Source organism: Tropheryma whipplei str. Twist, from assembly GCF_000007485.1.
Taxonomy (GTDB): Bacteria; Actinomycetota; Actinomycetes; order Actinomycetales; family Microbacteriaceae; genus Tropheryma; species Tropheryma whipplei.
In genome coordinates, this window is sequence record NC_004572.3 from 635,071 (window position 1) to 647,320 (window position 12,250).

The following is a 12,250-nucleotide window of genomic DNA, read 5'->3' on the forward strand; positions in this document are numbered from 1 at the left end:
TCTACCCAATCCTACGAACCATAATTCGGATCAAAGTAAGAGCCATCAAACCCCGGGACGCTTCCCTTAAGGCTGTGACCCAGCTCAGCTAACTTCTCCTGGACCTCATCAGCAGATTTCTGTCCGAAATTTCTTATATCCAAGAGCTCTTGCTCGGAAAAACCCAGGAGTTCACTGACATAATTTACACCTTCGCGCTTCAAGCAGTTATAGGATCTTACCGAGAGCCCCAAGTCCTCAATCGGAATACGCAGATCTTCATCACTTTCCGGGATCATAGAATCAACACCAAACTCAACACCCTCGGCCTGAGAATTCAGTTCGCGTGCAAGGCCAAACAGCTCGCAAAGAGTCTTCCCTGCACTTGCAACTGCATCTCTGGGAAGAATCGAAGGCTTAGTCTCGACATCGATTATCAGGCGATCAAAGTCCGTCCTCTCACCGGCACGCGTAGCCTCAACGCGATAGGTTACTTTATGAACAGGAGAATAGATCGAATCTACCGGAATATGCCCAGCAAGAGACATTCCATCATTTCTATTCTGTTCCGCTGAAACATATCCCCTGCCTCGCTCTATTGTAAGCTGCATGTCAAAAACCGCATCTTTGGCGAGGGTTGCAATTACAAGATCACCATTACCTATTTCTATGCCGGTTGGCACCTCTATGTCCTTTGCCAAAACCTCACCCTCACCGGTTTTATATAGACGGACAGTAAACGGCTCGTCAATCTCACTTGAAATAACCAGACGCTTCACATTTAAAACAATCTCGGTTACATCTTCCTTAACACCTGGAATAGTGCTAAACTCGTGCATAACACCCTGGATGTTTATCGATGTCACCGCTGCGCCCGGAATCGAAGAGAGAAGTGTGCGCCGAAGCGAATTGCCCAGGGTATAGCCAAAGCCAGGCTCAAGAGGCTCAATAATAAATCGCGAGCGAATATCAGAAACTTTCTTTTCAATCAGTGTCGGGCGGTGGGCAATCAGCAACGCATTATTCCTTTCGCTTTAAACCAGGCGTTTCTTAGGGGGGCGACATCCATTGAACGCAAGAGGGGTCGTGTCGCTTATGGAGCCTATCTCAAGACCTGCCGTCTGGAGGGACCGTATGGCAGTCTCCCTGCCGGAACCCGGACCCTTTACAAACACATCCACTTTCTTCACTCCGTGCTCCTGAGCAGAGCGAGCGGCAGCATCGGCTGCCATCTGTGCGGCATAGGGTGTTGACTTTCTGGATCCTTTAAAGCCAACTGCACCACTCGATGACCAGCCAATCACATTGCCAGATAGGTCGGTTATCGTAACAATCGTGTTATTGAAAGTTGACTTTATATGGGCAAGGCCTGCAGGGATATTTTTCCTAGCTTTTTTGCGCGACCTACTCTGAGCCTGTTTTGACAATTACTACCTCGCCTTTTTCTTTCCAGCGACCGTGCGGCGAGGGCCCTTGCTGCTTCTGGCATTGGTTCTAGTTCTCTGCCCATTAACAGGTAAACCCCTCCGATGGCGCAAACCCTGATAGCAGCCAATCTCAACCTTACGACGTATGTCGGAAGCAACCTCACGACGAAGATCACCCTCGATTCTATAACTATTCTGTATGTGTGCACGCAGGGCAACCAACTGATCATCGGTCAGATCTTTCACTCTCGTATCAAATGAAATACCCGCAGCAGTTAGAGCATGTCGAGAGCGCGTGGGACCTATGCCACAGATATATGTCAGGCCAATCTCAACCCGCTTATTACCGGGAATATCAACGCCAGCTACGCGCGCCACGAAACCGCCCCTCCATGAAAGCTATACAACCGCATTAGCCCTGCCGCTGCTTATGCCTGGGATTCGAACACAAAACAGCAACGCGACCATTCCTGCGAATTACCTTACAGACCCCACAAATCTTCTTTACGCTAGGCTTTACCTTCACAAGCACCCCTACTTGTAGCGATACACAATACGACCCCTGGCCAGATCATACGGACTAAGCTCAACAACAACCCTGTCCTCTGGAAGAATCCTTATATAGTGCTGCCGCATCCTTCCAGAAATATGAGCCAGGACTTTGTGCCCATTACTCAACTCAACCCTAAAAGTGGCGTTGGGAAGCGCCTCAAGCACGGAGCCCTCAAGTTCGATCACCCCATCCTTTTTCGCCACACCACCGACCTAACGCAAAAAACAAAACGCCGGGTAGAAATTCTACGCGAAAAGCGACTCAAGAGCAAATTAAACAGCTGACCGAGCCAGTAACTCGTTTAGCCAATCGGTCAAACCCGGGTCAAAGCGCACACGGTTTCCATCCACAGAAACCACCGGGGTAATCATTCTCACACTTGAAGTAAGCCATACACCCTCGGAATTGTACAATGCCTCAGTGGCGACAGAAGTCTCAAGTGTTTTTTTACCCTCGGCTTCCAAAAGCATAAACAGCCTCTTCTGTGTTGTGCCGGGGAGAATACTCATTGTCCGAGGGCATGGGGTTATAAAAGCGCCCTTGTTGTAGGCAATAAGATTGGATGTTGTTCCCTCAAGTACAAGTCCATCTTCACTGAGGAAAATTGCATCATCCGCACCGCGCGCCTGTGCCACCTCGAGTGCATGCATGTTTACCGCATAGGAAACAGTTTTTGCACCAAAAAGAAGCCAGGGATACAGTCGACCTGCATCGGACCGCACACCCCGTTGAAGAGTTATTACTTTTATACCTTTGCTAAGCGCATCTGGGTCACGTACAGCAAAAGCTGCTATCCATGCCAAATAAGACCGATTGCTATTCCTGGCATACACAACCCTGAGTCCAGCTCGCTCTTGATCAGCAATTTTTTTTGCAGATTGTAAGATTAGGCTCCTCCATCTATCCGGTTCAATAGACCTCAGGCCCAAGCGATTAGCGGAGGTGCACATTCTCTCAAGATGTTCATCTAAATTCAGTATCCTGCCCGATAGAATTCCAATTGTTTCAAATACACCAACACCACGATTTATTGCATCCGATGTGGCAGGAATGAGCGGGTGATGCACGTCATAAAAACGGGGCTCACAATCAGTATCGGGGTTAAACCACAAAACGTGCAAATACTCGGTATTCACTTTTAAATTGTCACCCTGTCAAATACATCTTTGATGGACTGAAAAACTTCCTCTATACCCTTGGAAGCATCTATCCTGTGAAGCAGTCCCTTTTCTTCGCAGGCATCGATAATCGGCAAGGTCATTTCGGTATAGATTTCCAATCTACGAGCAATCACAGAATCTCTGTCGTCAGTACGGCCAGACTCCTTTGATCGGGCACGCAGCCTCTCAATTAGGAGATCTGTCGCAACCTCCAAGCTAAAGACGGCATCCAGCGTAAGGGCACGTCGTTTTAAAAAGCCCTCTAGAAAGTCCAGCTGTTGCAGGGTTCGTGGATACCCATCAAGGACAAACCCGGAGGACACATCCTCCTTGTCAAGGCAGTCCTCTACAATGCGATTGGTCGTCGAATCAGAAACATAACCACCTGATGACACAATGTCCCTTAGTGCCATATCAGTTTTCATGCGTTCACGAAACACATCACCGGTTGCGATGACAGATATACCAAGTCTGCTCTGAATAAGACCACACTGGGTACCTTTTCCAGACCCCGGAGGGCCGACCATTATAGCCCGCATTAGGCTGTCAACAAGCCCCTGTAATGCCTCTGTTGCATTTGCGCATCAATCTGTTTTACGGTATCCAGGCCAACACCAACCATAATCAGCACAGAGGTCCCGCCGAGGGGAATATCTGCACTCAACCCGAAGAGGGCAAAGGCAATTAGCGGTATCAGGGAAACGATACCTAAATACAGAGAACCGGGCAGTGTAATGCGCTTGATTATGTATGAAAGATAATTTGCGGTCGGAACCCCAGGACGTATACCTGATATAAAGCCCCCATAATTCTTCATATTGTCAGCTATCTCAGTTGGGTTAAAGGTAACAGCAACATAAAAATAAGTAAAACCAACAATCATAAAGAAGTACAGGGCAATATAGAACGGACTGTTTCCTGTTGTAAAATTCTCGTTTATCCAAACAACCCAAGCTGCTGGAGGCTGTCCCGGAGCTGGCTGGCTAAACTGGGCAATAATAGACGGAACGCGCAATATGGCGGAAGCAAAGATAACAGGAACAACCCCAGCCATATTCAGTTTTATGGGCAAATACGTACTACCGCCACCGAGGATACGTCTGCCAACGACCCGCTTTGCGTACTGGACAGGCACACGCCTTTGCGATTGTTCCACAAAAACAACTCCGACCATAACCACAAGGGAGGTGATGACAACAGTCGAAAACATCCCAAAACCTCTTGTCTGATACACCCCAACAAGCACACCGGGGAACCCTGCAGCAATCGAGGTAAAAATCAAGATGCTCATCCCGTTACCAATACCGCGCTCGGTTATAAGCTCACCAAGCCACATAATAAGACCTGTACCAGCTGTCATGACAATAACGATTATTATGGTCGAATACCAGCTATCATCCGTTAGAAGCGAAGAGCATGCCGGGCTATTAGATGCCGCAAAAAGCGCACCGGATCGTGCAACTGTTATAAGGGTTGTAGACTGCAACACCGCGAGGCCTATTGTAAGGTATCGGGTGTACTGGATAAGCTTGGCCTGGCCCTCTTGACCCTGTTTGTAGAGCTGCTCGAATCTGGGTACAACAACCCTTAGGAGCTGAATAATAATTGAAGAAGTTATATACGGCATAACACCCAGGGCAAAAACAGAGAGCTGAAGTAGCGCACCGCCGCTGAACAAGTTGATTAGTTCGTATATACCAGTCGCACCGGAATTGGCGGCGAGACATACCTGAACATTCGTAAAATTTACGTACGGGGATGGAATGAACGAACCAAGCCTAAAAATAACAATGATAAAAACGCTGAAGAGAAGTTTCCGCCTTAGATCCGTGGTGGAAAACATCCGCCTAACTACGCCAAACAAAACTCTCCTTATTTGCAGTGCTTAGCGCGCTTGGGTTACCGTACCCGCCGCGGATGTTATCTTCTCCACGGCCGCGGCGGAGGCTTTGTCAACAGTAATATCAAACTTCACGGTCACTTCACCATCTGAGAGAAGCTTAACAAAACCCCTTTTTTTACCAATAACAGACATCACATTATCCCTGGTCACAACACCGCCGCTAGGATAAGCTTCACACAAACGCTTTATTGAAATAACCGAATACTCAACCTTTTTGTGATTCTTGAAACCCTTTAGCTTTGGGATGCTCATGTGCAAAGGGATCTGGCCGCCTGCAAAGCCGGGTCTAACGGGCGCACGGGCCTTTGTTCCCTTAGTTCCACGGCCAGCTGTCTTACCCTTAGAACCCTCACCCCTACCAACTCGAACACGGGCTCTCCGAGAACCGGGTGCAGGGCGTAAGTGATGCAGTTTAATAAGACGCACCGGGGTGCCTATATCAACCGACACATCTTCTGCGGTCAATGAATCTCCTCAACTCTCACAAGATGACTGCATGCACTGATGTACCCTCTCACTTGAGGGGTATCATCACAGTCGACAGTATCACCAACATGTCTCAGGCGCAAACTGCGAAGAGAGCCACGCTTATTCTGCTTCTCACCAACTGAAGATCGAATCTGGGTAATTCTAAGCCGTGTCACTGCTAGCCCCAACACTATTCACCGCACGGACAATCCTTTTAGGAACTACATGGTAATAGTCAAGACCTCTACGTCGGGCTACTGAAGCCGGATCCTCTAAGTGTTTAAGTGCATCCAAGGTTGCATAAACAACATTTATGCTATTCGATGAACCAAGTGACTTGCTCAGCACATCCCTTACGCCGGCACATTCTAGAACGGCGCGTACAGGACCACCGGCAATAACCCCCGTGCCGGGTGCCGCAGGTCTCAACAGAACAACACCAGACGCAGCCTCACCCTGAACTGGATGTGGGATAGTTGACGCAACACGCGGCACGGTGAAAAAATTCTTCCTCGCACTTTCAATGCCTTTAGAAATTGCAAGAGGCACCTCACGTGCTTTGCCGTACCCGACGCCAACCGTCCCGTCTCCATCACCAACAACAACCAGAGCGGAAAAACTAAACTTTCTACCACCCTTCACAACTTTCGCAACACGATTTATCCGGACAACCCGTTCCAAAAACTGCCCACGAGAAGAAGAGTCGCCTTTTTGACGGGAGTCACGATGACGTCCACGAGCGGAGTGACGAGCAGAGCCTTCGGAGGCGGAAGTGTCAGAGTCTGCACTGATATCTGTATCTGATTGATCTGACAATTCACTACCAGACTGTCTTACCATGTCATTACCAGGCTGTCTTACCGTGCCCGATTGACGACGTGCGGCATCCAAAACATCAGCGCCGGAAGAACTCCCGCGTGGGGATGCGTCACTTACCGGCGCGGGGTCTGGAGCAGACCGCGTGGAATCCGCCGCATCAGCCAAAGTATCAGTTAGATCAACAGTGTCATCATCGTGGATCACGTCTGCAAACCCGCCTCTCGAGCACCCTCGGCAACTGCCGCAACCCTACCAGTGTACTTGCAACCACCACGGTCAAAGACGGCAGATTTAACACCAACAGCCAAAGCCCTCTGGGCAACTAGCTTTCCAACAGCCAAAGCCCTTTCTGTTTTGCCAAGCTCGAGGGCACGAATATCTTTCTCCATAGTCGAAGCACTCACAAGGGTTTTACCAGATATATCATCAACAGCCTGAACAAAAACATGCCTGTTAGAGCGTGTAACAGAAAGACGGGGCCTGTCACACGTGCCAGAAATCTTTTTCCTTAAGCGGACATGGCGCCTCTTACGGGCAGAAGCACGACTTGTCAAACTCATTTACCAGCCTTACCAACCTTACGACGGACAATCTCATCTGAATAACGTATACCCTTACCTTTGTACGGCTCGGGCTTAGACAATTTCCGTATACTTGCTGCAGCTTCACCAACAGCCTGCTTGTCTATTCCGGAGACAATTATCTTACTATTACCCTCAACACCAAACGAAACACCCGGTACTGGATCGACAAAAACCGGGTGAGAGAAACCTAGGGCAAGCTCAAGATTCTCACCCTTCTTAGAGACCCTATATCCGGTGCCAACTATCTCTAGAGTTTTGGTATAGCCATGTAGGACACCATGCACATTATTAGCTATTAGCGCTCTGGTAAGCCCATGCAGGGCACGGGCTGTTCGGCTATCGTCAGATCTAGAAACAAGAACCTTACCGTCACTCACAGAGACACCAATCTGCTCAGCAATATCAAGGTATAAACTGCCCTTTGGGCCGGTAATACTCACAGTTCGACCGTTAACACATACCTCGACCCCCACTGGGATCTCTATAGGCAATTTTCCAACCCGCGACATATCTACCACGCGTAGGCAAGAACTTCTCCGCCTACACCTTTCTTCCTGGCTTGAGAGCACGTCAATAAGCCCGATGAAGTAGAGAGGATAGCAATCCCCAGCCCGCCGAATACTTCCGGCAAGTTAGATGATTTTGCGTAAACACGCAGCCCAGGCTTCGAGACCCTTTTTAGCCCAACAAGCGCCCTGCTCTTATCAGGGCCGTATTTAAGCTCTATAACAAGCAACTGCCCCGGATGTTCATCAATTACAGAATAGTCGAGAATATAGCCCTCGCGCTTGAGGAGATCAGCTATGCTCACTTTAAGTCGCGACGAGGGAACAGTAACCTTCTTATGCAGAACCTGATTCGCATTTCTGATACGCGAAAACATATCAGACAAAGGATCTGTCATAGTCATAGATAGAGCCCCCTCTCATAAAACTCAAATCACTTCTTAAACGGAAAGCCCAACTCACCAAGCAATGCACGAGCCATATCATCACTCGACGATGTCGTGACAACTGTAATATCCATACCCCTGACCCGATCAATTTTATCTTGGTCAATTTCATGAAAGATGCCCTGCTCGCTGAGTCCGAAGGTGTAATTACCGTGACCATCGAACTGCTTGTCAGAAATGCCCCTGAAATCTCTAATCCTTGGCAGAGCAAGAGTCAACAACCTGTCTAAGAATTCCCACATTCTTCTACCGCGGAGCGTGGCGGTTACTCCGACTGCCTGACCTTCACGCAATTTAAACTTCGCTATCGACTGTTTTGCCCTATTGATCCTCGGTTTCTGCCCCGTTATAAGTGTTATATCCGAAACGGCTCCCTCAATTATCTTCGAGTCACGAGCAGCATCACCCACCCCAGAATTCACAACAATCTTGGTGATACTCGGCACCTGATGCACGTTGTTAATATCAAACCGACTCATCAGCACAGGAACAATTTCCTCTCTGTACCGCGTAAGAAGTCTTGGAGTGTAGCAGGTCACGTGAGCTCCTTACCAGATTTCTTAGCAAAACGGACCCTAACAGTTTTATCACCGGAGGTCTTTACAAGAAAACCAACCTTCGTTGGCGCACCGGTTTCAGGATCAACAAGGGCAACATTAGAAATATGCATGGGCGACTCTCTTTTTTCAAGCCCACCAGAAGAAGTGCCCTTATCATTTGTCACGCGTTTCCTATGACGAGTAGTCAAGTTAACACCCTCAACCCAGACCCGGTCACCCGAAACGGCAAGAACGCGACCCTGTTTCCCTTTTTTGCCACCAGTTTTAGATCCCGTAATAACCTGGACGAGGTCACCCTTTCTTATTTTTACACTCAAGGCTAGACCACCTCTGGGGCAAGGGAAATTATCCTCGTAAACTTACGATCACGAAGTTCACGAGCAACCGGACCGAATATGCGAGTCCCCCTGGGATCATTGTCAGGCCGCAGAATAACAGCCGCATTATCATCAAATCTGATATATGACCCGTCCGTACGCCTAACCTCTTTAGTAGAGCGGACAATTACAGCCTTGACAACATCACCCTTTTTAACGGCCGAACTGCCCGGGACCGCATCCTTCACGCTCGCAACCACAACATCACCCAATGATCCGAACCGTCTATTCGACCCACCAAGCACACGTATAACCGACAAACTCTTGGCACCTGTGTTATCTGCGACCTTAAGCCGAGACTCCTGTTGTATCAACTCGACCTCGCAATCTCAAATACCCCACAAACACAGACGCGATTTTCACAGACCGCAAACAGCGACCACATCTGGGGCAGAGTAAAACGTGGATAAGTCATTTAGCCTTCTCAAGTATCTGAACAAGACGCCACCTCTTAGTAGCACTAATCGGCCTCGTCTCACTTATAAGGACCAGATCACCCACACCGGCTATGCTGCCCTGATCATGGGCCTTTACCTTTGATGTTTTACGAATCACCTTGCCGTACAAAGCATGTTTGACACGATCCTCTATTTTTACAACAATAGTCTTATCCATACTGTTGCTCGTAACATACCCACGGCGCGACTTGCGGTACCCGCGCTGCTGGCTCATTGACTAACCTCTTCCTGAACGCTTCGAATGCCAATATCTCTTTCACGCATAACAGTATAGATCCGTGCTATATCGCGACGCACAGCACGCAAACGCGCATTGTGCGCGAGCTGCCCGGTTGCAGATTGGAACCGAAGCTTGAAGACCTCTTCTTTTGCATTTTTCAGCTCAACTCGCAAATGATCATCCGTCATGCCTCTCAGATCGGTGGGAGACAAACCCTTAGAGCCCAGCATCATCAAACTCCTGCCTCTCAACAATTCTTGCGCGCAGGGGCAGCTTGTGAATCGCCCTCATTAAAGCCTCTTTTGCAAGCGACTCAGAAACCCCCGAAACCTCAAACATAATCCTGCCGGGGCGTATATTCGCAACCCAGTACTCGGGAGAACCTTTCCCTGACCCCATCCTGGTTTCAGCGGGCTTTTTGGTCAAAGGCCTATCAGGGTATATGTTTATCCAAACCCTGCCACCACGGCGAATATGACGAGTCATCGCAATTCTCGCAGACTCGACCTGACGATTAGTTACATACGCACGGGAAAGAGCCTGAATTCCATAATCACCAAACACAATACGGGTGCCACACCCAGACATGCCCTTTCTGTTGGGACGATGTTGCTTTCTGAATTTAACCTTTTTCGGAATAAGCATCACCCACCACCTTCAGTACGACCTCTAACGCTGGGCTTCTTGTAAATCCACACCTTCACACCGATATGACCATACGGAGTTCTTGCTTCGTAAAAACCGTAGTCAATACTGGCACGAAGGGTCTGCAAAGGTACCTGCCCTTCAATATAGAACTCCGAACGGCTTATCTCGGCACCTCCGAGACGACCAGCCAAACGAATCCTAATACCACGAACACCTGCGGATGTAGCAGACTGCAGACCCTTGCGCATCGCGCGCCTGAACGCAACACGTGCAGCCAGCTGTTCTGCAATACCCTGCGCAACGAGCCGGGCAGTCGTTTCTGGATTCTTTACCTCGAGTATATTCAGCTGAACCTGTTTGGAAGTTATTTTCTCCAATTCGAGTCGATACCGATCGGCCTCAGCCCCTCGGCGGCCAATAACTATACCCGGTCGAGCTGTGTAAATGTCAACCCTTATACGGTCGCGGGTTCTCTCTATTTCAATGCGCGCAATACCAGCTCTGTCAAGGGTTTTGGTGAGGTAACTGCGTATCTTTATATCCTCTGACACATAATCTGCATAGCGCTGACCTGGCCTTGTGCTATCAGAGTACCAATGCGAGACATGGTCTGTTGTTATACCCAATCTCAGACCGTACGGATTTATCTTCTGTCCCATACTTACCGAACCTCTTTGGACAGAGTAACAGTCACATGACTGCCACGTTTGAGGATACGCGAGCTCGAGCCACGAGCACGAGGCCTGCCACGCTTATAAGTCTTACCCTCATCAACATAAACTGAAGAAACAAAAAGGTCATCATCTCGGCCTAACAAATTCGCGTAATTCGCCTGGGCTGAAACAATTAACTTGTACAGAATGCCGCTGGCAGAATGTGGAGAGAAGCGCAAAATCGCTAACGCTTCATCAACACTCCGCCCACGAATCAGATCAACAATCCTGCGAACCTTCTGCGGAGTAACGCCCGAGTGCTTTAAAGATGCAAAGGCTTCAAGCGGGGTATCTTTCTCTTCGCTCACTATCTACGCCGCGCCTTCCTGTCATCTTTCACATGACCGCGATAAGTCCGTGTCGGGGCAAACTCGCCCAATTTGTGACCAACCATTGATTCTGTTATAAAAACAGGGATATGCCTCCTGCCGTCATGAACAGCAATTGTGTGACCGAGCATCTCAGGGATTATCATCGATCTGCGCGACCAGGTCTTAATCATATTCCTGTCTTTACTCTCATTGCCAGCCCGCACCTTCTTCAAGAGATGCATGTCGACAAATGGGCCCTTCTTTAGACTTCTTGGCACAAGCTTACCTACGCTTCCTGGATTTACGACGAATAATAAAACGATCGCTCGGCTTATTGGCTCTGCGGGTTTTACCTTCGGGTCTACCCCAAGGACTAACCGGATGCCGACCGCCAGAAGTTTTTCCCTCACCGCCGCCATGTGGATGATCAACTGGATTCATCGCAACACCGCGAACCGAAGGTCTAACGCCACACCACCTGCTGCGACCAGCCTTCCCCAAGCTTACATTAAGACGCTGTCCGTTGCCAACCTCACCAATGGTTGCCCTGCAGGACAGGCTAACCATCCTAATCTCTCCACTTGGCAGTTTAAGGATCGCAAAATCGCCATCCTTCGCTGATAAGCGGACCGAACTGCCGGCCGACCGGGCCAACTTCGCACCCTGGCCCGGTCGCAGCTCAACAGCATGCAAAATAGTACCAACCGGAATATCCCTGATGCATAGACTGTTACCAGGCCTAATATCAGCCGAACTGCCAGATTCAACAACATCACCCTGCTTCAGGCCAGATGGCGCCAAGATGTAACGCTTTGCCCCATCAAGGAAATGCAAAAGGGCAATTCTGGCGGTACGATTCGGGTCATACTCTATATGAGCCACCTTGGCCTTTACGCCATCTTTATCTGACCGGCGAAAATCTACCAGTCTGTAACGACGCTTATGCCCGCCACCGATATGACGCGCAGTGATCCTACCATGATTATTCCGACCACCGGTTTTTGACAGCTTCGATAAAAGGGACTTGTGAGGCGTAGCGCGCGTTATTTCGGCGAAGTCTGAAAAAGACATACCACGCCGTGCGGGGGTCAGCGGATTACTCTTCCTAACAGCCATAG

24 protein-coding genes are annotated in these 12,250 nt (G+C 49.2%); all 24 read right to left on the reverse strand.

Going from position 1 to position 12,250, the window contains the following annotated elements; genetic code table 11:
- Nucleotides 1-11: 11 nt before the first annotated feature.
- The 24 genes from TWT_RS03005 to rplB all read right to left on the reverse strand — a co-directional run bounded on the left by TWT_RS03005 (nt 12) and on the right by rplB (nt 12,248).
- Nucleotides 12-995 (reverse strand): DNA-directed RNA polymerase subunit alpha, encoded by a 984-nt coding sequence (locus TWT_RS03005; RefSeq protein WP_011096190.1) that lies wholly within the window; start codon nt 993-995, stop codon nt 12-14.
- A gap of 18 nt (nt 996-1,013) precedes the next feature.
- Nucleotides 1,014-1,406, reverse strand: a complete 393-nt coding sequence (gene rpsK / locus TWT_RS03010; protein WP_011096189.1) for a 30S ribosomal protein S11 — start codon at nt 1,404-1,406, stop codon at nt 1,014-1,016.
- 3 nt (nt 1,407-1,409) lie between these two features.
- Nucleotides 1,410-1,784, reverse strand: a complete 375-nt coding sequence (gene rpsM, locus TWT_RS03015) for a 30S ribosomal protein S13 (protein WP_011096188.1) — start codon at nt 1,782-1,784, stop codon at nt 1,410-1,412.
- A 34-nt stretch (nt 1,785-1,818) separates the two neighbouring features.
- Entirely contained in the window at nt 1,819-1,932 is a 114-nt protein-coding gene (gene rpmJ, locus TWT_RS04640; RefSeq protein ID WP_080502118.1) for a 50S ribosomal protein L36, read from the reverse strand.
- 8 nt (nt 1,933-1,940) lie between these two features.
- Complete coding sequence (gene infA, locus TWT_RS03020; RefSeq protein WP_011096186.1) at nt 1,941-2,162, reverse strand: translation initiation factor IF-1; 222 nt, start codon at nt 2,160-2,162, stop codon at nt 1,941-1,943.
- A gap of 69 nt (nt 2,163-2,231) precedes the next feature.
- The gene (locus TWT_RS03025; RefSeq protein WP_011096185.1) at nt 2,232-3,095 is read right to left on the reverse strand and encodes an aminodeoxychorismate lyase; all 864 of its coding nucleotides are present in this window, start codon (nt 3,093-3,095) and stop codon (nt 2,232-2,234) included.
- Between the two features lie 2 nt (nt 3,096-3,097).
- The gene (locus TWT_RS03030; protein ID WP_230440475.1) at nt 3,098-3,646 is read right to left on the reverse strand and encodes an adenylate kinase family protein; all 549 of its coding nucleotides are present in this window, start codon (nt 3,644-3,646) and stop codon (nt 3,098-3,100) included.
- Nucleotides 3,647-3,657: 11 nt separating this feature from the next.
- Nucleotides 3,658-4,983, reverse strand: a complete 1,326-nt coding sequence (secY, locus tag TWT_RS03035) for a preprotein translocase subunit SecY (RefSeq protein ID WP_011096183.1) — start codon at nt 4,981-4,983, stop codon at nt 3,658-3,660.
- A 21-nt stretch (nt 4,984-5,004) separates the two neighbouring features.
- On the reverse strand, nt 5,005-5,448 hold the full coding sequence (rplO, locus tag TWT_RS03040) for a 50S ribosomal protein L15 (protein ID WP_038105992.1): 444 nt from the start codon (nt 5,446-5,448) through the stop codon (nt 5,005-5,007).
- A gap of 35 nt (nt 5,449-5,483) precedes the next feature.
- Nucleotides 5,484-5,681, reverse strand: coding sequence for a 50S ribosomal protein L30 (rpmD, locus tag TWT_RS03045; protein ID WP_011102636.1), 198 nt, complete (start codon nt 5,679-5,681; stop codon nt 5,484-5,486).
- Nucleotides 5,653-6,513: a 30S ribosomal protein S5 gene (rpsE, locus tag TWT_RS05100; protein WP_011102637.1), complete on the reverse strand. Its 861-nt coding sequence runs from the start codon at nt 6,511-6,513 to the stop codon at nt 5,653-5,655. The genes rpmD and rpsE overlap by 29 nt, the downstream gene beginning before the upstream one ends.
- Complete coding sequence (gene rplR / locus TWT_RS03055) at nt 6,510-6,869, reverse strand: 50S ribosomal protein L18 (RefSeq protein ID WP_011096180.1); 360 nt, start codon at nt 6,867-6,869, stop codon at nt 6,510-6,512. Before rplR ends, rpsE begins: the two co-directional genes overlap by 4 nt.
- On the reverse strand, nt 6,866-7,402 hold the full coding sequence (rplF, locus tag TWT_RS03060; protein ID WP_011096179.1) for a 50S ribosomal protein L6: 537 nt from the start codon (nt 7,400-7,402) through the stop codon (nt 6,866-6,868). Before rplF ends, rplR begins: the two co-directional genes overlap by 4 nt.
- A 2-nt stretch (nt 7,403-7,404) precedes the next feature.
- Nucleotides 7,405-7,803, reverse strand: coding sequence for a 30S ribosomal protein S8 (rpsH, locus tag TWT_RS03065; protein WP_011096178.1), 399 nt, complete (start codon nt 7,801-7,803; stop codon nt 7,405-7,407).
- A 29-nt stretch (nt 7,804-7,832) separates the two neighbouring features.
- Nucleotides 7,833-8,384 (reverse strand): 50S ribosomal protein L5, encoded by a 552-nt coding sequence (gene rplE, locus TWT_RS03070; protein WP_011096177.1) that lies wholly within the window; start codon nt 8,382-8,384, stop codon nt 7,833-7,835.
- The gene (gene rplX, locus TWT_RS03075) at nt 8,381-8,722 is read right to left on the reverse strand and encodes a 50S ribosomal protein L24 (RefSeq protein WP_011096176.1); all 342 of its coding nucleotides are present in this window, start codon (nt 8,720-8,722) and stop codon (nt 8,381-8,383) included. The genes rplE and rplX overlap by 4 nt, the downstream gene beginning before the upstream one ends.
- A 2-nt stretch (nt 8,723-8,724) precedes the next feature.
- The gene (gene rplN, locus TWT_RS03080; RefSeq protein WP_011096175.1) at nt 8,725-9,096 is read right to left on the reverse strand and encodes a 50S ribosomal protein L14; all 372 of its coding nucleotides are present in this window, start codon (nt 9,094-9,096) and stop codon (nt 8,725-8,727) included.
- Nucleotides 9,097-9,193: 97 nt separating this feature from the next.
- Nucleotides 9,194-9,454 (reverse strand): 30S ribosomal protein S17, encoded by a 261-nt coding sequence (gene rpsQ, locus TWT_RS03085; RefSeq protein ID WP_011096174.1) that lies wholly within the window; start codon nt 9,452-9,454, stop codon nt 9,194-9,196.
- A complete protein-coding gene (gene rpmC / locus TWT_RS03090; RefSeq protein ID WP_038104132.1) occupies nt 9,451-9,693 on the reverse strand; it encodes a 50S ribosomal protein L29 in 243 nt (80 codons plus the stop codon). Before rpmC ends, rpsQ begins: the two co-directional genes overlap by 4 nt.
- Entirely contained in the window at nt 9,677-10,105 is a 429-nt protein-coding gene (rplP, locus tag TWT_RS03095) for a 50S ribosomal protein L16 (protein ID WP_033799991.1), read from the reverse strand. The genes rpmC and rplP overlap by 17 nt, the downstream gene beginning before the upstream one ends.
- A complete protein-coding gene (rpsC, locus tag TWT_RS03100; protein ID WP_011096171.1) occupies nt 10,105-10,767 on the reverse strand; it encodes a 30S ribosomal protein S3 in 663 nt (220 codons plus the stop codon). Before rpsC ends, rplP begins: the two co-directional genes overlap by 1 nt.
- A 2-nt stretch (nt 10,768-10,769) precedes the next feature.
- Nucleotides 10,770-11,129, reverse strand: a complete 360-nt coding sequence (rplV, locus tag TWT_RS03105; protein ID WP_011096170.1) for a 50S ribosomal protein L22 — start codon at nt 11,127-11,129, stop codon at nt 10,770-10,772.
- The gene (gene rpsS / locus TWT_RS03110; protein WP_011096169.1) at nt 11,129-11,410 is read right to left on the reverse strand and encodes a 30S ribosomal protein S19; all 282 of its coding nucleotides are present in this window, start codon (nt 11,408-11,410) and stop codon (nt 11,129-11,131) included. The genes rplV and rpsS overlap by 1 nt, the downstream gene beginning before the upstream one ends.
- A 4-nt stretch (nt 11,411-11,414) precedes the next feature.
- The gene (rplB, locus tag TWT_RS03115; protein WP_011096168.1) at nt 11,415-12,248 is read right to left on the reverse strand and encodes a 50S ribosomal protein L2; all 834 of its coding nucleotides are present in this window, start codon (nt 12,246-12,248) and stop codon (nt 11,415-11,417) included.
- Nucleotides 12,249-12,250 lie beyond the last annotated feature (2 nt).

What these genes read in the sequence shown, in the direction of transcription:
- TWT_RS03030 (WP_230440475.1), bottom strand. Translation starts at nt 3,646, where the DNA reads ATGGTCGGCCCTCCGGGGTCTGGAAAAGGTACCCAGTGTGGTCTTATT.
- rplR (WP_011096180.1), bottom strand. Translation starts at nt 6,869, where the DNA reads ATGAGTTTGACAAGTCGTGCTTCTGCCCGTAAGAGGCGCCATGTCCGC.
- rplF (WP_011096179.1), bottom strand. Translation starts at nt 7,402, where the DNA reads ATGTCGCGGGTTGGAAAATTGCCTATAGAGATCCCAGTGGGGGTCGAG.
- rpsH (WP_011096178.1), bottom strand. Translation starts at nt 7,803, where the DNA reads ATGACTATGACAGATCCTTTGTCTGATATGTTTTCGCGTATCAGAAAT.
- rpsQ (WP_011096174.1), bottom strand. Translation starts at nt 9,454, where the DNA reads ATGAGCCAGCAGCGCGGGTACCGCAAGTCGCGCCGTGGGTATGTTACG.
- rpmC (WP_038104132.1), bottom strand. Translation starts at nt 9,693, where the DNA reads ATGATGCTGGGCTCTAAGGGTTTGTCTCCCACCGATCTGAGAGGCATG.
- rplP (WP_033799991.1), bottom strand. Translation starts at nt 10,105, where the DNA reads ATGCTTATTCCGAAAAAGGTTAAATTCAGAAAGCAACATCGTCCCAAC.
- rpsC (WP_011096171.1), bottom strand. Translation starts at nt 10,767, where the DNA reads ATGGGACAGAAGATAAATCCGTACGGTCTGAGATTGGGTATAACAACA.
- rplB (WP_011096168.1), bottom strand. Translation starts at nt 12,248, where the DNA reads ATGGCTGTTAGGAAGAGTAATCCGCTGACCCCCGCACGGCGTGGTATG.